This window comes from Bifidobacterium saguinibicoloris (assembly GCF_019331725.1).
Taxonomy (GTDB): Bacteria; Actinomycetota; Actinomycetes; order Actinomycetales; family Bifidobacteriaceae; genus Bifidobacterium; species Bifidobacterium saguinibicoloris.
The window spans coordinates 56,423-78,466 of record NZ_JAHBBF010000007.1 but is presented as its reverse complement, the minus strand read 5'-3'; the positions used below and the strand labels follow the sequence as shown (position 1 = coordinate 78,466).

The following is a 22,044-nucleotide window of genomic DNA, read 5'->3' as shown; positions in this document are numbered from 1 at the left end:
ACCGCCGCCGCAGTGAAACGTCGGGTGCGACATCTCCTTTCCGCATCCGGCACGGTTGAAGGGCCGTCGTCTCCGATTCGATTCGTTCGTTTCGTTCGGAGGCGGCGGCCCTCGCCGTTTGTGCGGGGTGGGGCTGCTGTTGTGTGAGGCTGCTGTTGTGTGGGTCTGCCGTTGTGCGTGGCCCTGGAGTGCGTGTGAGGCCTGTTTTCACGTTCCGGCCCATGGGTGGTTGGTCCGGAATGATGTGGAGGTCCGTTTTCACGTTCCGGTGGCGTGGTTCGTGAGCCCGGAGTGGCCCTGGAGTGCGTGTGGGGCCTGTTTTCGCGTTCCGGCCCATGGGTGGTTGGTCCGGAATGATGTGGAGGTGCGATTTCGCGTTCCGGTGGCATGGTTCGTGGTTCGGGGTGGCCCCGGAGTGTGTGTGAGGCCCGTTCTCTTGTTCCGGCCCATGGGTGGTTGGTCCGGAATGATGTGGAGGTGCGATTTCGCGTTCCGGTGGCACGGTTCGTGAGCCCGGAGTGGCCCCGGAGTGTGTTCGAGGCCTGTTTCCGCGTTCCGGCCCATGGACGATCGGTCCGGAATGATGTAGAGGCCCGTTCTCGTGTTTCGGTGGCACTGTTTGTGAGCCCGGAGTGCGTGGAAGACCCGGTCCTGCGTTCCGGCCCAAGGCTGCGCGTCCCGGAGCGTGTGTAAGGTCCGATCTTTCATTCCGGGCACAGTGGATACTGGAGGCATGGAAGCACAGGCACCCAGCAGCAATCAGCATCCCAACGTCGTACCGTTCGCGGGCAAGCCGCGCGTGCCTCGCCTCGGCATGGGCGCGATGGCGCTCGCCATCGAAGGCCGGCCGGATCGCGACACCGCCATCGGCACGATCCACGCGGCGCTCGACGCCGGCGTCCGCTACCTCGATACCGCGTGGTCGTATTATCTGCCCACCGCTCCCGGTATGGACGGCACCGGCGTCCCCGCCGATTTCGGATACGGCGAACTGCTGGTGCGCGACGCGCTCGCCAGCTGGGACGGCCCGCGCGACGAGGTGCTCGTCGCCACGAAGACCGGCTATCGCCGCACCATCGAGGTGGGGGAGGAGACATCGGAAGCCGGTGCGGGACATGCCGGTGCGGAAGCCCCCGGCATCGCGGCCGCTGACGGTTTGGCCGTCGGCGGCGGTTCCTCCGATACCGGTTCGGATGCTGGCGTCGGTGCGGACGCTGGCGCCGGTGTGCCCGCAGCCATTCCCCGTCGCCAGCATCTGCAGGCCGTAGGCAGCCGATACGGCTGGATGGCCGATGCCCGTCCCGAGACGATGATCCGCGACGCGAAGGAGTCCGCCCTGCGTCTCGGCGTGGACGCGCTCGACCTGCTGTACGCGCACGGTCCCGACCCGAACGTGCCGTACGAGGATACGGTGGGGGCATTGAAGACCCTCCTCGACGAGGGTGTGATCCGATATGCGGGCGTCTCCCGTGTGAACGACGCGCAGATCGACATGGCGCGCGGCATCCTCGGCGACGGATTGGTCGCCGTGCAGAACCAGTTCTCGCCGTCGCACCCCGATCCGGAGGGCACGATGGCGCATTGCGCGGCGCTCGGCCTCGATTTCGTCTGTTGGTCGCCGCTCGGCGGGTTCCTCGACCCGTTCGACATGCGAGCCTACGAGCCGTTCAAGCGGGTGGCCGCCGCTCGCGGCGTCTCCTATCAGCGTGCGGTGCTCGCGTGGGAGTTGAGCCGGTACGGTCGGTTGTTCACCATCCCCAGCGCGCGCAATCCGAGGGAGATCCGTGATTCCTTCGCCGCAGTCGATCTGCGGCTTACACCGGAGGAGGTCTCCCTGCTGCCGTAGGGGTTGTCGATGGTCTGCGACGGCGTCTGCGGTGTGGGGAATCGGGATGTCGGGTTCCGCGATGCGGTTTGGTTGGCTGGTGACGGCTTGCGTTGCTGGGTGGCTGTTCCGCGACGCGGGTTGGCCGGGCCGTGACGGATTGCGTCGCTGGGAGGTGGTTTGCGAGGCAGTTCGGTTGGGGTGTGTCGATTCGTTTCGCTGGGAAGGTGTTCCGCGAAGCGGTCCGATGGAGGTGCGCCGGCTTGCGTTGCTGGGTGGCTGTTCCGCGACGCGGGTTGGCCGGGCCGTGACGGATTGCGTCGCTGGGAGGTGGTTTGCGAGGCAGTTCGGTTGGGGTGTGTCGATTCGCTTCGCTGGGACATTGGTTGGTGAGGCGACGCGGTGGCTTTCTGCCGACTTGTTTCGCTGAGGGGGTCTTCTGCGACGTGGGGTGGCTGGGTTGTGACGGACCGTTTCGCTGGGAGGCTGTTCCGTGATGCACTTCGTCTGGGCCGTGACGGGTTGTTTCGCTGGGGAGGAGGGGTGTGTGACGTGGGTCGGCTGTTCTCGGCGTCCGCATATCGGACGGTGACATGTCATGGATGATTGCGATATCACCATGTGGGCGCTGTTCGTTCAGTGCTCGCGCAATGTCCGGATGATGGAGTCCGGCGGTTTCTGGTTTCGCGGTGTACCCTGTAACAACGCCGTTTTCGCAGATTCTTTCGCATTTTGTCAAGGTGTGTTGCAGACGGTTCCCAGCTAAAATGTCTGGTGTTGGGATGTTAACGCTACCATAAGTGGACATTTCGACGCCCGACGTGGGGCGTCCATGTCGGGGAGGCTGTCACGCTGGATGACAACCGGTTGCGCAGTGACGGTGCAGCCGGTTCGACCACCGGGGCGACGGGGCCGGAACGCGGTCTCCAGCCGGTGGCTGACGTGATGCCATCCGCCGGTTGGGCCGCCGTGAGGCGACGCGTCCGACGAGGATCGCCTTGGAGGTCGGCTTCGTGACGGGAGACCGGAATGGGGCGCATCCGACGGAGAGCAGCCTGAACGACCATCCGGCAACGGACGGCTGGCGACAAGGTCGTCCGGAAGAGCCCCGCGCGGCACCGCGCCGGGCAGCCGGAACGGGGCCGATCAAGGAGGGTCGGTCCGGGAAGGAATCGCCCGGAGAAGGGCGAGCAAGGAGGGAACACCCGCATGAACACCATCGGCAAATCCGTGGCGGCCATAGCCGCCGCGGCCACACTGCTCGGAGGAGGACTCGCCAGTACGGCCTATGCGGCCGGCGGCGCCGACGTCTCCACGGTCACCATCAACCCCTGGTACCAGAACGGCCCGTTCGAAGGCTGGGGCACCTCGCTGGCATGGTTCGCCAACGCCACCGGCGCCTACGGCAACCAGCAGAACTACACCGCCGACGGCAAGCCCGCCGACGCCGAGCTCAACGCCAAGGCCAACGCCAACGGCGCCAAGCTCCGCCAGGACTTCTACGACAGCATCTTCGGCTCCAACGGCCTCAACCTCAACAAGGCCCGCTACAACGTGGGCGGCGGCAACGCCTCCGACGTGGCCTACGGCTACCCGTTCATGCGTCAGGGCGCCGCCGTGCCCGGCTACTGGGCTCCGGATACGGACGGCTCCAAGGGACTGTACAAGGACGCCGACGGCAACGCCATCACCACCAAGCAGGCCGACCGCGACAAGCTCGACGCCGCCTACGACCCGAACAGCGACAGCTCCTACGTGTGGGGCGACGCCTCCAAGGACAGCGAGGCCGCCAAGAAGGTCGAATCGCAGGAATGGTGGATCCAGGAGGGCGTCAAGACCGGCGACATCACCCACTGGGAGGCGTTCGCCAACTCCGCGCCCTACTTCATGACCGGAAGCGGCTACGTGGCCGGCGGCCGCAACTCCTCCTGGGACAACAACCTCAAGGATCCGGAGAAGTTCGGCGTCTACATGGCCAAGGTCACCAAGCACCTCGAAGACAAGTACGGCGTCAACTTCAACACCGTCGAACCGTTCAACGAATCCGAGTCCGGCTCGTGGATCACCCCGTGGCAGAACGCCACCGACTTCACCAAGGACGCCTCCTCGGCCGACGCGCAGCTCATCAACCGCTACATGGCCACCGGCGACTACGACGGCGCCGACCTGTCCATCACCCCGTACTCCAACGCGGTGAAGAAGCCCCAGGAGGGCATGCACGTCTCCACCTCGGACGCCAACGGCGGCCGCATGCAGCAGCGCGCCGTGGAATCGCTGTCCAAGGCGCTGCAGGGCAACGACGGCACCGTCATCTCCTCCACCGACGCCCAGTTCCGTGACCAGTTCATGGAGGCGTACAACAACTACACCCCCGAGGAGCGCGCCAAGGTGGGCCAGTACAACGTGCACGGCTACGGCGGCGACCAGACCTACAACGAGCGCAACGTGCGCGACGTGGCCCAGCGCGACGGCAGGAAGCTCTCGATGAGCGAGGTGGACGGCTCCTGGCAGAACGGCGGCTTCAACCCGTTCGGCTTCGACAACGCCCTCGGCTTCACCTCCATGATCAACGGCTACGTCTACAAGCTGCAGTCCCAGGACTTCAACTTCTGGCAGGTCGTCGAGGACCTCTACAACATGGAGAAGGGCACCACCGACGAGAACGGCAACACGCTCAACCCCGGTGGCGAGAACACCAACTGGGGCACCATCTTCATCGACTTCGACTGCAACGTGACCGACGCGGACGGCAACCTGTACTCCAAGCGCCGCGTGGACAACAACGGCGGCAAGACCGAGGGCCTCCAGCCGTGCTCCGTGCTCGTCAACTCGAAGTACAACAGCATGCGCGCCTACACGCAGTTCATCGGCGAAGGCGACACCATCCTCGCCAACAGCGACACCGGCACCAACTTCTCCGCCCAGTCCAAGGACGGCAAGACCCAGACCGTGGTGCACACCAACAGCTCGAACAAGCCGCAGACGTTCGTCATCGACCTGTCCAACTACAAGGACATCGCGGCCGACGCCTCCGGCGACCTGTACCTGACCACCGAATCCGCCAAGGACGACGTGGACAAGGGCGCGTTCGCGGCCACCCCGGACACGATGAACAAGTCCAGCGACGTCAAGCAGCCCGCCGGCTCCGTGACGATCGACGCCAAGCACAAGACCGCCACGATGACCGTGCCCGCCCGCTCCATCGCCTCCGTGCAGCTGCACGGCGTGACCGGCGTGTCCGAGAACGCCCCGTCCGTCACGGACGGCAGCACGTACGCGCTCGTCAACCAGTGGTCCGGCAAGACCGTCTCCACGGACGCCGACGGCAACGTGACCCTGCAGGACCTCGCCGCCACCGGCGACGACGCCGCCACCGGCGACGACGCCGCCAAGCAGAACCTCACGTTCCACGAGCTGCCCGCCGAGGCCGCCCGTCCCACCGTCAAGCGCTACGTCATCGAGACCGCCGACGGCCGTGTGCTCGCCGCCGATACGTCCACCGGCTCCGCAAGCTCCGACGGCGCCGTCGACGCGAACAGTGTGAACGTAAAGCTCGTCTCCGAAAGCGTCGACCAGGCGAAGCAGGACCAATCGGCCATCTGGATCCTCAACACCGAGGACGGCACGCACTTCAACCTCGTCAACGCGGCCGCCGCGAAGACCCTCACCGCGAACAGCAACGCCGCCGGCAGCACGCCCACGCTGGACCTGTCCAAGGGCATGACCGGCCAGGGCTGGACCCTGCGCTCCACCACGCCCAGCGGCGTGCGTGACGTGCGCGTCCAGGTGCCCGTCGGCGCCTCCGCGGACGACGTGCGCAAGGCCCTCGGCACCACGGTGACCCCGTACTACACGTGGGGCGCCGGCGATCCGGCCGCCATCGAAGGCCAGTGGGACGTCAGCGGCGTGAACACCGCCGCCAAGGGCGCGTACACCGCCACCGCCACGGCCACCGACCTGTACGGCAACAAGCTGGACGTGAAGGCCACCGTGCACGTGGGCGACCTCACCGTGGCCGACCCGGCGTCCGTCACCGTGAAGACCGGTTCCGACGAGGCGTCCGTCAAGGCCGCCGCGCCCGCCGAGGTCGACGCGCACGTCGGCATGTCCGAGGCGATCAGGTCCGCCGTCACCTGGCAGTGGCCGTCCGACTTCGCCGACCGTCTCGCCAAGGCCAAGTCCGGCGACGCGATCCAGGTGCCCGGCGCGCTGACCGCGTACCCGGACATCCACGTGCGCCTCACCGTGTACGTCGAGGACGCGGAGACGCGCAACGTCGCCTCCGACACCTTCGGACCGACGTACACCGACGTCGACACGACCGACCCGTCCAAGACCATCAACGGCGACCTCACCGACAAGGGCTGGACCACGTGGAAGGCCGACGCCTCCCAGAAGGCCCAGACCCCGACCGCCACGTTCGGCTTCACCACCGACCAGACCGTCAGCGAGATCCGCGTCTACTACTACAAGGACGCCGGCTCCGCCACGTGGCCGGCCAGCGTGTCCGTGAACTATTGGAACGGCAGCGCCTACGTGCCGTTCGGCAGCGCGGTGAGCCTGCCCGACACCGCCGACGAGGCGCCGGTCGCGGTCATCAAGGTCGACAAGCCGATCACCGGCAACTGGTTCAACATCGTGAACACCGTGGGCGACGCCCACCCGTACATCTCCGTCTCCGAGATCGAGCTCATCTCGCCTACCGGCAAGCTGCTGCCCACCACGGACAGCGCGCTCGGCGAACTGCGCGCCGACGGCGTGCGCCTCGACGGCTTCGACCCGGACAAGCTGCCCGAGGACGGCACGTTCCACGGCACGCTCGCCGCGGACGCCGAGACCTACCCGCACATCGACGCCTACGCCGCCGACAACGCGGCCGACGTCAAGGTCGAGCAGGCCAGCGCGGAGAACGGCGGCAAGGCCACCATCGCCGTGACCCCGAACGACGGCGGCAAGGCCCGCACGTACGTCGTGGACTACGGCGCCCTGCCGAAGCTCACGCTGCGCGTCACCGCGCCCTCGAAGACCACGTACGAGATCGGTGACAAGCTCGACCTCAAGGGCCTCAAGGTGGACGCGGTCTGGACCAAGGACGGCAAGGAGACGGTGAAGTCCGTCAGCCTCGACGACCCGCAGCTGGCCGTGGGCGAAGGCTTCGACTCCGCCACCGCCGGCAGGAAGACCGTGCTGGTCTCCTACCGCGGCGCCACCGCCACGTTCGACGTGACGGTGAAGAAGGCCGCCGAGCCCGCGCCCGCGCCGCAGCCGGAGAAGCCCGGCAACGAGCAGGGCGGCAAGCCCGGTGCGAAGCCCGCGGCCAAGAAGCCCGGCACCGGACTGTCCAGGACCGGCGCGTCCGTGACCGTCGTGGCCATGGCCGCGGTGGCGCTCGCGGTGGCCGCCGGTGCGGCGGTCGCGCTGCGTCGCCGCCGCGCCTGACGCCTGACGGCATCGCCTGAACGGGGCGGTCTCCCTTGCGGAGGCCGCCCCGCTCGCGTCTGCGTCCGATGAGGATGCTGGTTCGTCGGGATGCGTCCGATGGCGAGGACTGGTTTGTCGGGTTGCGTCCGATGACGGGGTTGGTTCGTCCGACGGCGATGCGGGCGCGTCGGGTGCGGGCCGCGATGTGACTGCGATGTGTGTGACTGCGATGTGCGGTGTCCGTGATGTGCGGAATGCACGCCTTCCGCCGTCCGATGATTGTTTATAGTGCGAGATATTATCCGGTGTGAGATATTCTTGCGTCGTACTGTGCGGTGCGGCGGATGCGAAGGTCCGGTCATGGCGTCGGGAGACGAACGCCGCAGGCCGATGGGAGGAGTGGACGATGGGCTTCGAACAGGAAGCGGTGGACGAGCTGTGGACCAAGGTGTGGAGCCACAAGTCGGCCATGCAGCGCGATCTCAACCGCGGCGCCCACGGCGAGGTGTTCGTCCTGCGCCAGCTCATGGAGTTCGGGCAGATGACGCCCTCCCAGCTGGCCTCGGCGCTGCGCGTGAGCTCCGGCCGCGTCTCCACGCTGCTGTCCGCCTTGGAGAAGAAGGGGTACGTCACGCGCGAGAATGACCCCGACGACCGTCGCGTGGTGCGCGTGCGGCTTACGGATGTGGGGCGTGAGGCCGTGCGGCACGACGTCGACGCGATGCGTGACGCGGTGTGCTGGATCTTCTCGCAGATGGGGGAGCGACGCACCCGCGAGTTCGTCGATCTGACCCGCGAGTTCATGACCTACATGTCGATCTGCCGTCCCGGCAAGCCTCGCCCTACGGCCGAGGAGGTGCGCAAGGCGTTCGAGGAGGCCGATTCGTCGGATGGGTGGTCCTGTCCGGTCGCTGGGAATGCGGCCGCCGAGGGTTCCGACGACGCCGCGGGCGCCGGGTCCGGGCGTCGCTGAACCGCGGTCGCCCCGTCCGTTGGGGGCGGGTTTTCGCTTGGCGATGATTCGTCGCCGCCTGCTCTGTGTTCCGTATGTTTCGTGTGGGAAACGCCGTCGCATTGACAAATACCTCTGGGTGTAAGTAATTTAATACTGCAAGATAAATCACGTGGACATCCAATTGCCGACGGCGCGGATTGCGCCGGTCGACGCAACGCAAACCAACGCTTAAGGGGAATCAATGCTTCGCATCATGAAATACCTCTCCAAGGGGGAGGTCGGGCAGATGCTCATCGCCCTGGTCTCCATCGTCGGACAGGTCTTCCTCGACCTCAAACTGCCCGACTACATGTCCGACATCACCACGCTCGTCGAAACGCCCGGCAGCGAGATGGCCGACATCTGGATCGCCGGCGGCAAGATGTTGCTCGTCTCGCTCGGTTCCGTCGCCTGCGCCGTGGTCACCGGCTTCATCGCCGCCCGCGTGGGCGCTAGCTTCAGCCAGCGCCTGCGCTCGCTCGAATTCGCCAAGGTCGAATCGTTCGGCCCCGCCGAGATGGGCCGCTTCTCCACCGCCAGCCTCATCACCCGCTCCACCAACGACATCACGCAAATCCAGATGTTCATCACCGTGGGCCTGCAGCTCATCGTCAAATCGCCGATCATGGCCGTGTGGGCCATCATGAAGATCGCCGGCGACGGCCTCGAATGGACGCTCGCCACCGCCATCGCCACCGTCGTCCTGCTCGCCGCCATCGGCGTGCTCATGGCGCTCGTCATGCCGAAGTTCAAGGCCATGCAGCGGCTCACCGACGACATCAACCTCGTGGCCCGCGAGAACCTCACAGGCCTCAGGGTGGTGCGCGCGTACAACGCCGAGGACTACCAGGAGGCCAAGTTCACCAAGGCCAACACGAACCTCACCGAGACCCAGCTGTTCACCAACCGTGCCATGGCCGTCATGATGCCGCTCATGAACAGCGTGATGAACGGCCTCATGCTCGCCGTCTACTGGATCGGCGCCTACCTCATCGACGCCGCCGACCTCACCGACAAGCTCGACGTGTTCTCCAACATGGTGGTCTTCTCCAGCTACTCCGTGCAGGTCATCATGAGCTTCCTGCTCATGAGCATGGTGTTCGTGCTCTGGCCGCGCGCCGACGTCTCCGCCCAGCGCGTCATGGAGGTGCTCGACACCGACCCGCTCGTCAAGGACGGTCCCGGCGCGCCGGCCGTGTCCGACGCCCCGCGCGGCGAGGTCGAATTCCGCGACGTGAGCTTCACCTACCCCGATTCGCGCGAGCCGATGCTCGAACACGTCTCGTTCAAGGCGACCCGCGGCCAGACCGTCGCGTTCATCGGCTCCACCGGCTCCGGCAAATCGACCCTCGTCAACCTCGTGCCGCGCCTCTACGACGCGACCGAAGGCCAGGTGCTCGTCGACGGCGTCGACGTGCGCGACTACACGCTCCGGGACCTGCGCGACCGCATCGGCTACGTGCCGCAGAAATCCATCCTCTTCAAGGGCACCGTCGCAAGCAACGTCGCCTACGGCGACGAGCCGGACGGACGCGACGAGCCGGACGGACGCGACGCGACGGCCGGCGAGACCACGTGCATCCGCGAGGCGGCCGACGTCGCCCACGCCACCGAATTCGTCGACCGCATGGACGGCGGCTTCGACGCGCCCATCGCGCAAGGCGGCTCCAACGTGTCCGGCGGACAGAAGCAGCGCCTGTCCATCGCCCGCGCCGTCCACCGCGACCCGGAGATCCTCGTCTTCGACGACTCGTTCAGCGCACTCGACTTCAAGACCGACCGCGAAGTGCGTGACGCGCTCGCGTCGCACGCCAAGGACGCGACCAAACTCATCGTCGCCCAACGCATCGGCACCATCATGAGCGCCGACCTCATCGTCGTGCTCGACGACGGCAAGGTCGTGGGCGAAGGCACGCACAAGGAGCTGCTCGAGACGTGCGAGGTCTACCGCCAGATCGCCGAATCGCAGCTCAGCCAGACCGAACTCACCGCCTGACGGCGGACGTACGAGCCGACAGGCGAGCTGAAGACACCAATACACTTAACAGGAGGAATTCCTATGCCAGGACCAATGGGACACGGCGGACCGAACCGCGGCGCCGTCGAGAAACCGCAGAACTTCGGGGAGGTCATGGGCAAGCTCGTACGCTTCTGCCGCCGCTACATCCCCGTCATCGTCATCGCGCTCGTCCTGGGCGCGGCCGGCACCATCTTCCAAATCATCGGACCGGACAAACTCAAGGACATGACCAACGAGATCGTCAAGGGCCTGCCCGCGATGGTCCACGGCAGGCCCGTCATGGGCGCCGTCGACTTCGACGCGGTCACGCGCATCGGCCTCACGCTCGCCGCGCTCTACGTGGGCTACGCGGTGCTCAGCTACGTGCAGAGCTGGCTCATGGCCAACGTCACGCAGCGCACCGCGCAGCAGCTGCGCGAGGCGATCAGCGAGAAGATCAACAAACTGCCGCTGAGCTACTTCGACAAGGTGAGCTACGGCGACGTGCTCAGCCGCATCACCAACGACGTCGACGCGATCGGCCAGACCCTCGGGCAGAGCCTCGGCTCGCTCATCACGTCCGTCACGCTGTTCGTCGGCGCGCTCGTCATGATGTTCTACAACAACGTCATCATGACACTGTGCGCCATCGGCGCCAGCCTCGTCGGACTCGTGCTCATGATGGGCATCATGAAGGCCTCGCAGCGCTACTTCGCACGCCAGCAGGCCGCCCTCGGCGACGTCAACGGACACGTCGAGGAGATGTACTCCGGACACCTCATCGTCAAGACGTACAACGGCGAGGCCGACTCCATCAGACGCTTCGAGCAATACAACACGGACCTCTACGACTCCGGCTGGAAGAGCCAGTTCCTCTCCGGCCTCATGATGCCGCTCATGCAGTTCATCGGCAACTTCGGCTACGTGGTGGTGTGCGTGGTGGGCGCCGCGCTCGCCATGAACGGCGACATCGAATTCGGCGTCATCGTCGCGTTCATGATGTACATCCGCCTGTTCACCCAGCCGCTCAGCCAGTTCGCCCAGGCGTTCCAGAACCTCCAGCGCTGCGCCGCCGCGTCCGAACGCGTGTTCGGCTTCCTCGAGGAGCCGGAGATGGCGGACGAGACGGCCAAACCGGCCCTGCTTGGCGCCAAGTACGCGGGCGGGCGCGAAGTGCGCGGCGACGTCGAATTCGACCACGTGCGCTTCGAATACGAGCCCGGCAAGCCAATCATCCGCGACTTCTCCGCCGAAGTGAAGGCCGGCCAGAAGGTCGCGATCGTCGGCCCCACCGGCGCCGGCAAGACCACGATGGTGAACCTGCTCATGCGCTTCTACGACATCGCCGGCGGGCGCATCGCCATCGACGGCGTCGACACGGCGAGCGTGCCGCGCTGGAACGTCCACGAACAATTCTCGATGGTGCTGCAGGACACGTGGGTGTTCCACGGCACCGTGCGCGAGAACATCGCCTACGCCAAGACCGGCGTCACCGACGCGCAGATCGTGGAGGCGTGCAAGGCCGTGGGCCTGCACCACTACATCATGTCGCTGCCCCAGGGCTACGACACCGTGCTCGACGAGAACACGTCCCTGTCCGCCGGCCAGAAGCAGCTGCTCACCATCGCCCGCGCGATGGTCCAGGACGCGCCGATCCTCATCCTCGACGAGGCCACCTCCTCCGTGGACACGCGCACCGAGGAGCTCATCCAGAAGGCGATGGACGCGCTTACCGTCGGCCGTACGTCGTTCGTCATCGCCCACCGCCTCTCCACGATCCGCGACGCCGACATGATTCTCGTGATGGACCACGGCGACGTCATCGAACGTGGCACGCACGAGCAGCTGCTCGCCGTCGGCGGGTTCTATGCCGACCTCTACAACAGTCAGTTCGCGCTCGCCGGCTGATGGAGTGTCCGCGGCGTTGCGTCAGGCGGTGAAGAAGCCGCCGGGGAAGCCGGACGACTGTACGGCGGTGCGGTCCGCGTTGAGCACGGCGCACTCGAACGGGAGGCGTGCGCCGAGACGTTCGAGCCGCCCGTGGAGCGTGTTCGCCGGCGTGGTGAACAGGGCCGTCGCCAGGCCGTCCGCCACGGCCGTGGGGTAGCGGTCGGCGATGCGATGCATTCGGCCGGTATCGGCGTCGTCACCGCCGCCGACGGCGTGGATTGCGGCGTCTCCTGCCGCACCGGCCGGCACGTACACCCACGTGGCGGCCACGTCGTCCACGGGCAGTCCGTCGACGGCGTTGAGCAGGTGATGCAGCCGCCGTCCGGCCGCCTCCCAATGCCGCCGGCTCGGCGCGCTCGCGCAGAACGCGCCCGCGTCGACGGTCGCGGTGCCGACCGCGTTCGTCGCGTCCGCCGGATCCTCCATCGCGATGGACACCGGTTCGCCGGGCGATTGGATGCGCAGGTCGCCGCCCGCGTCGATGACGTAGCCGGAGGCGGCGTATGCGGTGAGCCGTTCGGCGAGCAGGTCGACGAGATATCCCTTGCCGCACGCGCCGAAATCAAGCGCGACCGGACGGCGGGTGACGAGCGTCGTGCCGTGGCGTTCCACGTCGTCGCGCCAGGTCGCACGCCCGTGGACGGCGCCGAGGTTCCAGCCTGACGGGTCGTCGCTGGACGTGGGGGATGCGGCGGAAGTGAGCACGTCGGGGGAGAGACGGAACGAATACTGCGCGTCGTAGCCCAGACGGATGAGGTCCTCGCCCACGCACGGATCGACGGCGCCTTCGGTGGCGTCGGACAGCAGGTCGTAGAGGTCGAACAGCGGCCCGGTCCAATCGGGGAAATCGAACGAGCCGCCGTGCGCGGCGGTGCGCATCGCGGACACGGTCGAATCAGGGCGGAAGCGGGAGAGCGCATGCTCGTACCGGTCGATGAACGCCTGGAGGAGGCCGTACGGGCCGGGGTCGACGGTGACGTCGGCGGAGGCGGGATTGCCGAGGAGCATCTCGAGGGCGTCGTCCTCGTCGAGACCGGCGGCTTCGAACCGTTCGAGCGCGCCGGGACGGATGTCCGCGGCGGTGACCCGCGCGTCGTCGATGTCATCGGTGGATTGCACGATGACGCCGGTGCCCAGCGCGTGCGGGAAGGCCATCGTGTGCGGCATGCGTTCGGTCAGTGTGGTCATGGGAGCCACTCTACGAAGCGTTTCCGGAGACCGCCGCATATGTTCCGGTTTCCGCCGTCGCCTGCGTGTCGCGGTGCTAGGATTGACGCAGTGTCAACTGCGACGTCGCCGCGACGATGCGGGGAGGTCGCGGGATGCGGGCATATGCTGGCAATCGGATATGCCGGACGGCACGTCAGCGGATGACGGGCCGCAAGACGGCACACCACAGGGATTACGTCACGGAGGTGCGGTGATGGACGGTACGGCGATGCAGGGCGCGGCGGCACGCGGGGCGAAGGTGAAGGACCTTCCCGGCCCCAAGATCTGGGCGTTCGCGGTCGGCCAGTTCGGCTGGGCGCTGCTCTCCGGCATCATCTCGAACTGGCTCGTGTACTTCTACCAGCCGGACAACGAGACCATCACCCAAGGCCAGACCGTGTTCGTGCCGCAGGGGCTCGCCGTCCTCGGCGTCGTCACCGTCGTCGGCGGCATCACCGCGTTCGCGCGCTTCTTTGACGCGTTCGTCGACCCGGCCGTCGCCTCCCTCTCCGACCGCTGCGACGCGAAGGCCGGCCGGCGCATGCCGTTCCTCAAGTACGCGGCCCTGCCGCTCGCGCTCGTCACCGTACTCGTCTTCTGGAGCCCGATCGGCACGGCCAGCTGGGTGAACGCCGCGTTCCTGTTCGTCACCGTCATCGGCTACTACATCGCCCTCACGTTCTACTGCACGCCGTACAACGCGCTCATCGCCGAGCTCGGCCACGACTCCAAACAGCAGCTCGCCATCTCCACCGCCATTTCGTTCACCTGGGTGTTCGGCACCGCCGTCGCCTACGTGGCGCCCGTCATCTGGGGCGGCTTCGTGCCGATGCTCGGCCGCGTGAACGCCATCCGCCTCACCTTCACCATCATGGCGGCCGTCGCGTTCGTGTGCATGCTCGTCCCGCCGCTCGCCATCCGCGAAAAGGACTACGTGAACTCGCAGCCCACCAGCGAATCCACGATGGAATCCCTCAAACAGACGTTCGGCGACGGCGAGTTCCGCAAGTTCGTCTGCTCCGACGTGGTCTACTGGGTGGCGATCACCACGTTCCAGACCGGCCTGCCGTTCTTCGTGACCTCGCTGCTCAAGCTCCCCGAGACCACCACGACCATCTACTTCGTGCTCATGACCGGCGTGTCCGTGCTGTTCTACATGCCCGTCAACATCCTCGCGAACCGCGTGGGCAAGAAACGTCTCCTGCTCGTCGCGTTCGTCATCTTCACCTGCGCGTTCGCGTTCGCCGGCGCGCTCGGCTCCGCCGCCGTCGCGTTCATCCCGCCGATGGCGCAGGGCGTGGCGCTGTCCATCGCCGGCGCGGTCCCGATGGCCGCGTTCGGCATCCTGCCGCAGGCGATCGTCGCCAACATCGCCGACGCCAGCTCCAAGACCACCGGACAGGACCGTCAGGGCATGTTCTATGCGGCGCGCACGTTCGCGATGAAGATGGGACAGTCCGTCGCGATGCTCCTGTTCACCGGCGTCTCCACCATCGGCATGGCCTCCGGCGCCGGCTACCGCATCGCCGCCGTGTGCGCGGCCGTGCTGTGCGCGATCGGCGGCATCGTGTTCGCGTTCTACGACGAACGCAAGGTGCTCGACGTGCTGCGGCGGTGACGATTCGCGACGTGCCGCACGTCCCGCGGCGTTCCGTGATGCGGACGCGACGTGGGCGTACGCCCGTCGCGTTCACATCGTGAGACGTGACGACTCGACATATCGGACGGTTTTCGGCGGAATCGCGCGAAACGTCGTGACGACAACGGCGTGTACCTCAGCATCGCCGAAAAATCAAGACTGTTGTTCCGGAATTTTTTTCTCTATCGTTCTGATGGATTGTGAAATAGAGAGGAAATTTCAGGATGTCCGCGAATGGGTTGCCCAAACGCGTCCTGGCGAAGCTCGTCGCGCTCGCCGGTGCGTTGCTGATGATCGTGGCGATGGCCGTGGCCCCCGTGGCCGCGTTCACGCCGGCCGCGTACGCCGCCGGCTCCTCGTCCTCCTCCGCCGCCGATTCCGCCACCGACTACGATACGTGGGCCGACGTCGCCAAGGCGATGGACAAGCAGCTGAACGAAGCCTACAAGGCCTATCAGGGCGGCGACACCTCCGGCGCCGCCTCCGACTTCAACGGCGCCTACAACTCGCTGTACGTGGCCTCCAACTTCACCGCCGTGGTGAGCTCCACCATCGGCTCCGACAAGCAGATCGCGCAGCAGCAGGCCTTCAACGAGCTCAGGCAGCTCTCCTATGCGCAGGGCAACGAGGCGACGCTCCAGGAGAAGGTCGCGGCCCTTTCCGCCGACCTCGACGCCACCGCGCAGCAGCTCGACGCCAACGCGCAGCTCGCCAAGCCGCGCGCCTACGCGAAGGCCCTGCAGGACCAGATCGCCAAGGAGCGCAAGGAACTCGACGCCAAGAAGAAGAAGAACCCCGGCAAGGGCAACCGCTCCTGGACCGACGTGGCCAACGAGATGACCCCGATCCTCGACAACGCCTACAAGGCGTACGAGAAGGGCGACGGTGCGAAGGGCGCCACCCTCGTCAACAACGTCTACTACCAGTACTACGAGAAGCTCGGCTTCGAGAAGAACGTGATGAATGCGATCAGCGGCAGTCGCGTCTCCCAGGTCGAATACCAGTTCAAGATGACCCGCTCGGCCATGAACAAGGGCAAGAGCCTCAAGGCCACGAAGAAGCTCGTCGACGACCTCAAGGCCATGCTCGTCAAGGACGCCGGCATCCTCGACGGCGGCGCCGCCGACAAGGAGGGCGGCTTCACCAAGTTCATCACCAGCGCGGTGGGCCAGGCGTTCCTCATCCTCATCCGCGAGGGGCTCGAGGCGCTGCTCGTCGTCGCCGCCGTAATCGCCTACCTCGTCAAGTCCGGCAACAAGCGCTTCACCAAGTGGATCTACGTGGGCGTGCTCGCCGGCCTCGCCGGCTCCGGCATCATCGCCGTGATCTTCACGCTCCTGTTCGGCGGCTCCGGCCCCCAGCAGGAGATCATGGAGGGCGTGTGCGCGCTCATCGCCATGGGCATGCTGCTGTGGACCAGCAACTGGATGCTCAACAAGTCCAGCGTGGAGGCGTGGAACCGCTACATCCGCACCAAGACCGAGGCGGCCGTCAAGTCCGTGTCCGAACAGGTCGAATCCGGCGAGAAGGTGGCGTTCGGCACGATCGTCTCCCTCGCCATGCTGAGCTTCCTCGCCGTGTTCCGCGAAGGCGCCGAGACTGTCATCTTCTACCAGTCCATCTACTCGATGAGCCAGGATTCGAAGGGCATGTGGACGGGCGGCATCGCCGCGGCAGTCGTGCTCGTCATCATCTTCCTCATTATCCGCTTCACCTCCGTGAAGATTCCGATCGGCCCGTTCTTCCTCATCACCTCGATCCTCATGTCCGTGCTGGTCGTCGTCTTCGCCGGCGGCGGCGTGCACGCGCTCATCGAAGGCGACTTGCTGCCCGCCATCTACCTGGACGGCGTGCCCACCAACGACTGGCTCGGCTTCTACCCGTACGTCGAATGCATCGTGGCGCAGGCGCTGGCCGCCGTCGCCGTGATCGCGCTGTTCGTCGTCGGCTTCGCCAAGCAGCGCCGGCTCAAGGCCAACGCGGCGAAGGCGACCGCGCAGGACGCCCCGGCCAAGGCCTGAGCGGAGCCGCGGCCAGCAGACAGACTTACCCCCGAACAACCAACAACCCCATCCGTGAATCTCATTCACTGATACAGAAAGAAGAGAAAATGATGAAGAACAAGAAGATCGCCGCCCTGCTCGGCGTGCTGCTCGCCGGCTCCATGGCCTTCTCCCTGGCCGCCTGCGGCTCCACCGACGTGAACTCCGGCTCCACCAAGTCGGACTCCTCCTCGCAGTCCTCCGACAAGTCCTCCGACACCTCCTCCGACGCCGGCACCGGCTTCGAAGAGGTCCCGGTGGGCCCGTCCGGCACCGCCGAGGAGCAGGATCAGGAGGTCGGCCCGCTGACCGTCGGCGCCGTCTACTTCCAGCCGATCGACATGGAGCCGTCCTCCATGGGCCTCAAGGCCGCGGACGCCTCCTTCCACCTCGAGGCCGACATCCACGCCAACAAGAAGGGCACCGAGCTCGGCTACGGCAAGGCCGACTTCGTCCCGGACCTGACCGTCCACTACGACATCATCGACAAGTCCACCGGCAAGACCGTCGAGGGCGGCACCGCCACCTCCGGCGTGTTCATGCAGATGAACGCCTCCGACGGCCCGCACTACGGCGCCAACGTCAAGCTCGACAAGGCCGGCACCTACCAGCTCAAGCTTTCCATCGAGTCCCCGGCCAAGAACGGCTGGATGCTGCACGTCGACCCGGAGACCGGCGTCAAGGGCCGCTTCTGGACCGAGCCGCTCGAGGTCACCTTCGACAACTGGGAGTACACTCCTCGCCAGTGGTGATCACTGTATGAAAGAAAGCCCCCTCACGTCGCGCACGTCACGAGGGGGCTTTCGCCGGTTTTGGAACTAGCGGGAAAGGGCGCGAATGCTGGAACAATTCGTTGCGGTGATGCCGGGGACGCTGGCCCCCGCATTGCTGGTCATGTGCCTGAGCGTGACGCTCACGGTGGGCGAGGGACGTGACAAGCCGGTCAGCCACCGGTGGCGCCTGTACGGCGTGCTGCTGGGCACCGTCGCGGCCATCGTGTTCGCAGCCCTGCGCGCCACCGCCGTCATCAACCAGCGCACCTTCGTCAACCAGCCGGTCCTCACGGTCGCCGTCGTCGTCGACCTGCTCGCGATCGCCGCGATGATCGCCTCGCCGTGGATCCTCAAGGACTGGCAGCGCCACAAGTGGCTCATGCATCTGGCGAACGGCGTCGGCGCCCTCGCCATCGCCCTGACCCTCTTCTACGCCCTGCCGGACGTCATCCTCCAGCTCACCATCTGGGTGGAACCCGGCGAAACCGCATTCACCTCCGCCATGCTGCTGCGCGCGCTCGGCTTCCTGCTGGGCATCGGCGCCTCCATGGTGGTGGCCGCCATCTTCCGCACCATGCGCGAGACGGCGGTGCGCGCTTCGTTCATCGCCGCCGCCGCGCTCATGACGTTCATCCTGTTCCTGCAGCACGCCACCGGCCTGCTGCAGATCATCCAGGCGCATTCCCTGTTCTTCCCGCACATCCTGTTCCAGCCGCTCGTCTGGTCCATCAACCACAACAACCAGATGATCCTGGCGCAGGCGTTCGTCTTCCTCATCCCCGCAATCGCCTCCATCGTGGCCGGCTTCCGCACGAAGACCAAGCCGCAGGCCGGCGAGAACGAGGCGACCGTGCGCCGCCACAAGGCGTTCCGTCGTCGCGCCGTCGCCTCCGCCGTATGGAGTCTCGTCGCGATGATCGGCGTGACCCTCACCCTCACCGTGGGCGAGGCGGCCATCAACCAGACGCCCACCCTGTCGCCGCCGGAAACCTACTCGCTGAAGGACGGCACGGCCACCATCCCGTTCAGCCAGGTCGAGGACGGCCATCTCCACCGCTTTGAATACAAGGCGAAGGACGGCACCGTCATGCGCTTCATCATCATCAAGAAGAACGGCGGCGCATACGGCATCGGACTCGACGCATGCGAGAACTGCGGCGACGCCGGCTACTACGAGAAGGACGGCAAGATCATCTGCAAGAGGTGCGAAGTGGCCATCAACCTCGCCACCATCGGCTTCAAGGGCGGATGCAACCCCATCCCGTTCCCGTACAAGACCGGCAACGGCAAGATCACCATCCACACCGCCGATCTGGACGCCCTGAGCGCCCACTTCCAGTGAGACCGGCGAGTCCGGTGAGTCGAAAGGACGGAAGGTAGGAACCATGTTCTTTCTGCGAATGATCGCGCGGTCGTTCACCCGCCAGCTGCGCCGGCGCCTGCTCATCGCGCTCACCGTGTGCCTGTCGGCCACGGTGTCGGTCGCGATGCTCGGCGTCGTCTTCGACGTGGGCGACAAACTCAACGCCGAACTGTCCACGTACGGTTCGAACATCACCGTGCAGCCGAAGGCCGACGCCGTCGTCTCCGACCTGTACAACACGGAGGCCGGCGCCGCGGCCGGCGACCAGACCGACCCGACCGCGTTCCTCAAGGAATCGGACGCCGTGAAGATCAAGACCATCTTCTGGGCGTTCAACATCACCAACTTCGCGCCGCAGCTCAACGTGCACGCCGACGTGAACGGCGTGAACGCGCCGATCGTCGGCACCTGGTTCAACAAGACGCTCAAGCTCCCCTCCGGCGAGACCACGGTGGTGGGCGTCGAAGGCATGCGCTCCTGGTGGACGCTCGACGGCCACTGGCCGAAGGACGACTCCGCGCAGGGCGTCATCGGCAAGACCCTCGCCGAACAGCTCGGCGTCAAGGCCGGCGACACCGTCACCCTGACCAAGAAGACCGCGTCCGGGAAGACCAACCAGCAGAAGATCGAACTCACCGGCGTCTATGATTCCGGCGACGACGAGAACGGCTCGATCTACCTGCCCTCGTCCACCACGCAGGTGCTCGCGGACCTGCCCGATTCGGTCGACAAGATCGAGGTCAAGGCCCTCACCACCCCGGAGAACGACCTCGCGCGCAAGGCCGCGAAGAACCCGGCCGCGCTGAGCCAGGACGAATGGGAGACGTGGTACTGCACCGCATACCCGAGCTCCATCGCCTACCAGATCGAGGAAGTCATCCCCGGGGCCGTCGCCAAGCAGGTGCGTCAGGTCGCCGCCCTGCAGGGCAACGTGCTGCAGAAGACGCAGGCCGTGATGATCCTCATGACCGCGCTGAGCCTCGTCGCGGCGGCCGTGGCTGTCGCGAACCTCATGGCCGCGTCGATCTCCGAACGTTCCAGCGAACTCGCGCTGCTCAAGGCCATCGGCGCGACCGACGGCGCCGTCTCGCGCCTTATGCTCGCCGAGACCGCCGCGATCTCGCTGGTGGGTGCGCTGGTGGGTGCGCTGGCCGGTTCCGGCGTCGCGCAGATCGTCGGGCAGGTGGTGTTCGGTTCGGGCATCACGATGCGTCCGATGGTGTTCGTACTCGTGTTCGTGCTGCTCGCGCTGACGGTGCTCGTCGCCGCGTCGTCGTCGATCCGCTCGATCCTGAGCCTCAAGCCCGCGGAGGTGCTCCATGGCCGCTGATCCGCATGACGCGCGCGGGGCGCGCAATCCGCAGCAGACGCATACGCACGGGGAGGGAAGACTGAAATGACCAATACCGGCATGTTCTTCCGCATGCTGTTCGGCGCGGTGTTCCGCCGCCGGTCGCGTGCGATCATGGCCGTCGTCGCGTCGCTCGTCGGCGCAGCCACGCTGTTCTGCCTCGCGGCGATCTGCATCGCCGTGCCGCAGCAGATGAACGACGAGATGCGCTCGTACGGCGCGAACCTCATCGTCACCCCCACCGGAACGGCGGAATCGTCGGACGAATCCGGCGCGGCCGCGTCGAAGACCGGCATCGACGCGGCGATGGTCAAGCACACCACCGAAATGGTGCGCGCCAAAGGCGCCGCCAAGTACGCGACCTACCGCTACGAGAACGTGCGCGTCAACGCGGCGCCGTACGTGATGGCCGGCGTCAACCCGAAGCAGGTCGAGAACCTCAACCACCACTGGAACGTCGAAGGCAAATGGCCGTCCGAAGGCCGCGTGCTCGTCGGACGCGACGTCGCCGACGCGATGGGCCTCGTCGTCGGCAACCCGATTACCATCGGATACCGCGCGTCGGACAACGCGGCGACGTCGGGCGCAAGCGCGACGTCGACGGAATCGTCGACGGACGGAACGTTGTCGGACGCCTCCACGCAGTCGTCCACGCAATCCGACGCACAATCGGGCGACACCGTCAACGGCGAGAACGCGCAATCGCAGGCCAACAGCCAGCAGATGCAGGACGGCCGCGTCTCCAGCGACATCATGGACACCAAAGGCACCGAATTCCGCGTGGCCGGCATCGTCGACACCGGCGGCAGCGAGGACTCCATCATCTACGCCACCGCGGCCGACGTCGACAAGCTCACCGGCGTCACGCGAGGCGTCGACGTCATCGAATACTCCGCCTCCGCCACCGGCAGCGACCTTGACGCCACCGTCACATCCATCAACGACATGACCTCCATGCACGTCAAAGCGCAGCAGGTCACCAAGATCACCTCGTCGGACACGCGCATCATCACGATGCTCCAGACCCTGTTCTGGATCGTCTCCATCGTCGTGCTCGTGCTCACGCTCGTCGGCGTCTCCACCACCATCAGCTCGATCGTCTCCCAACGCAGCTACGAGATCGGCCTGCGCAAGGCGCTGGGCGCCTCCAGCGCATCCATCGGCATGGAGTTCTACGTGGAAAGCGCGCTCTACGGCCTCATCGGCGGCCTCTTCGGCACGGCGATCGGCTACGGGCTTGCGCGTCTCCTCACCTCCGTGGTGTTCGAGCGATCGCTCGACGTCAACTGGCCGCTCGCCATCGGATCGGTGGTCTTCAGCGCGTTCGTCGCCGTGCTCGCCTCCATCCCGCCCGTCTCACGCGCCTCGCGCATCGACCCCGCCATCGTGCTGCGGGAAGAGTAGCCGCGAAGAACGGACGCGAAGAACGGGCGCGAGAACCAGCTGTGAAGAACGATTGCGAAGAACCAGCCGTGAAG

12 protein-coding genes are annotated in these 22,044 nt (G+C 66.3%); 11 read left to right on the top strand and 1 reads right to left on the bottom strand.

Annotated elements, in window-relative coordinates:
• The first annotated feature begins 814 nt into the window (after nt 1-814).
• The 5 genes from KIH78_RS06120 (at nt 815) to KIH78_RS06100 (ending at nt 12,147) form a co-directional block, all read left to right on the top strand.
• Nucleotides 815-1,846 carry an aldo/keto reductase gene (locus tag KIH78_RS06120; RefSeq protein WP_236034470.1) on the top strand — a complete coding sequence of 344 codons (1,032 nt, stop codon included), beginning with the start codon at nt 815-817 and terminating at the stop codon, nt 1,844-1,846.
• A gap of 1,188 nt (nt 1,847-3,034) precedes the next feature.
• Entirely contained in the window at nt 3,035-7,264 is a 4,230-nt protein-coding gene (locus KIH78_RS06115; protein ID WP_219131668.1) for a bacterial Ig-like domain-containing protein, read from the top strand.
• 388 nt (nt 7,265-7,652) lie between these two features.
• On the top strand, nt 7,653-8,219 hold the full coding sequence (locus KIH78_RS06110) for a MarR family winged helix-turn-helix transcriptional regulator (RefSeq protein ID WP_219131667.1): 567 nt from the start codon (nt 7,653-7,655) through the stop codon (nt 8,217-8,219).
• Nucleotides 8,220-8,442: 223 nt separating this feature from the next.
• On the top strand, nt 8,443-10,236 hold the full coding sequence (locus KIH78_RS06105) for an ABC transporter ATP-binding protein (protein ID WP_219131666.1): 1,794 nt from the start codon (nt 8,443-8,445) through the stop codon (nt 10,234-10,236).
• A gap of 63 nt (nt 10,237-10,299) precedes the next feature.
• A complete protein-coding gene (locus tag KIH78_RS06100) occupies nt 10,300-12,147 on the top strand; it encodes an ABC transporter ATP-binding protein (RefSeq protein WP_219131665.1) in 1,848 nt (615 codons plus the stop codon).
• Nucleotides 12,148-12,168: 21 nt separating this feature from the next.
• Here KIH78_RS06100 and KIH78_RS06095 read toward each other — a convergent pair whose 3' ends face one another.
• A complete protein-coding gene (locus KIH78_RS06095; protein WP_219131697.1) occupies nt 12,169-13,197 on the bottom strand; it encodes an FAD:protein FMN transferase in 1,029 nt (342 codons plus the stop codon).
• A gap of 430 nt (nt 13,198-13,627) precedes the next feature.
• Here KIH78_RS06095 and KIH78_RS06090 point away from each other — a divergent pair, with 430 nt between their 5' ends.
• The 6 genes from KIH78_RS06090 to KIH78_RS06065 all read left to right on the top strand — a co-directional run bounded on the left by KIH78_RS06090 (nt 13,628) and on the right by KIH78_RS06065 (nt 21,970).
• Complete coding sequence (locus tag KIH78_RS06090; RefSeq protein ID WP_219131696.1) at nt 13,628-15,016, top strand: MFS transporter; 1,389 nt, start codon at nt 13,628-13,630, stop codon at nt 15,014-15,016.
• A 245-nt stretch (nt 15,017-15,261) separates the two neighbouring features.
• On the top strand, nt 15,262-17,058 hold the full coding sequence (locus KIH78_RS06085) for an FTR1 family protein (RefSeq protein ID WP_420830129.1): 1,797 nt from the start codon (nt 15,262-15,264) through the stop codon (nt 17,056-17,058).
• 89 nt (nt 17,059-17,147) lie between these two features.
• Nucleotides 17,148-17,831 (top strand): iron transporter, encoded by a 684-nt coding sequence (locus KIH78_RS06080; RefSeq protein WP_219131664.1) that lies wholly within the window; start codon nt 17,148-17,150, stop codon nt 17,829-17,831.
• Between the two features lie 85 nt (nt 17,832-17,916).
• Entirely contained in the window at nt 17,917-19,194 is a 1,278-nt protein-coding gene (locus KIH78_RS06075) for a DUF2318 domain-containing protein (RefSeq protein ID WP_219131663.1), read from the top strand.
• A 43-nt stretch (nt 19,195-19,237) separates the two neighbouring features.
• A complete protein-coding gene (locus KIH78_RS06070; RefSeq protein WP_219131662.1) occupies nt 19,238-20,545 on the top strand; it encodes an ABC transporter permease in 1,308 nt (435 codons plus the stop codon).
• Nucleotides 20,546-20,611: 66 nt separating this feature from the next.
• Nucleotides 20,612-21,970: an ABC transporter permease gene (locus tag KIH78_RS06065; RefSeq protein WP_219131661.1), complete on the top strand. Its 1,359-nt coding sequence runs from the start codon at nt 20,612-20,614 to the stop codon at nt 21,968-21,970.
• Nucleotides 21,971-22,044 lie beyond the last annotated feature (74 nt).

Excerpts from the sequence above, each read along its gene's own strand:
- KIH78_RS06100 (WP_219131665.1), top strand. The coding sequence starts at position 10,300 with ATGCCAGGACCAATGGGACACGGCGGACCGAACCGCGGCGCCGTCGAG.
- KIH78_RS06115 (WP_219131668.1), top strand. The coding sequence starts at position 3,035 with ATGAACACCATCGGCAAATCCGTGGCGGCCATAGCCGCCGCGGCCACA.
- KIH78_RS06065 (WP_219131661.1), top strand. The coding sequence starts at position 20,612 with ATGACCAATACCGGCATGTTCTTCCGCATGCTGTTCGGCGCGGTGTTC.
- KIH78_RS06070 (WP_219131662.1), top strand. The coding sequence starts at position 19,238 with ATGTTCTTTCTGCGAATGATCGCGCGGTCGTTCACCCGCCAGCTGCGC.
- KIH78_RS06080 (WP_219131664.1), top strand. The coding sequence starts at position 17,148 with ATGATGAAGAACAAGAAGATCGCCGCCCTGCTCGGCGTGCTGCTCGCC.
- KIH78_RS06085 (WP_420830129.1), top strand. The coding sequence starts at position 15,262 with ATGTCCGCGAATGGGTTGCCCAAACGCGTCCTGGCGAAGCTCGTCGCG.
- KIH78_RS06075 (WP_219131663.1), top strand. The coding sequence starts at position 17,917 with ATGCTGGAACAATTCGTTGCGGTGATGCCGGGGACGCTGGCCCCCGCA.
- KIH78_RS06090 (WP_219131696.1), top strand. The coding sequence starts at position 13,628 with ATGCAGGGCGCGGCGGCACGCGGGGCGAAGGTGAAGGACCTTCCCGGC.
- KIH78_RS06105 (WP_219131666.1), top strand. The coding sequence starts at position 8,443 with ATGCTTCGCATCATGAAATACCTCTCCAAGGGGGAGGTCGGGCAGATG.
- KIH78_RS06110 (WP_219131667.1), top strand. The coding sequence starts at position 7,653 with ATGGGCTTCGAACAGGAAGCGGTGGACGAGCTGTGGACCAAGGTGTGG.
- KIH78_RS06095 (WP_219131697.1), bottom strand. The coding sequence starts at position 13,197 with ATGCTCCTCGGCAATCCCGCCTCCGCCGACGTCACCGTCGACCCCGGC.
- KIH78_RS06120 (WP_236034470.1), top strand. The coding sequence starts at position 815 with ATGGGCGCGATGGCGCTCGCCATCGAAGGCCGGCCGGATCGCGACACC.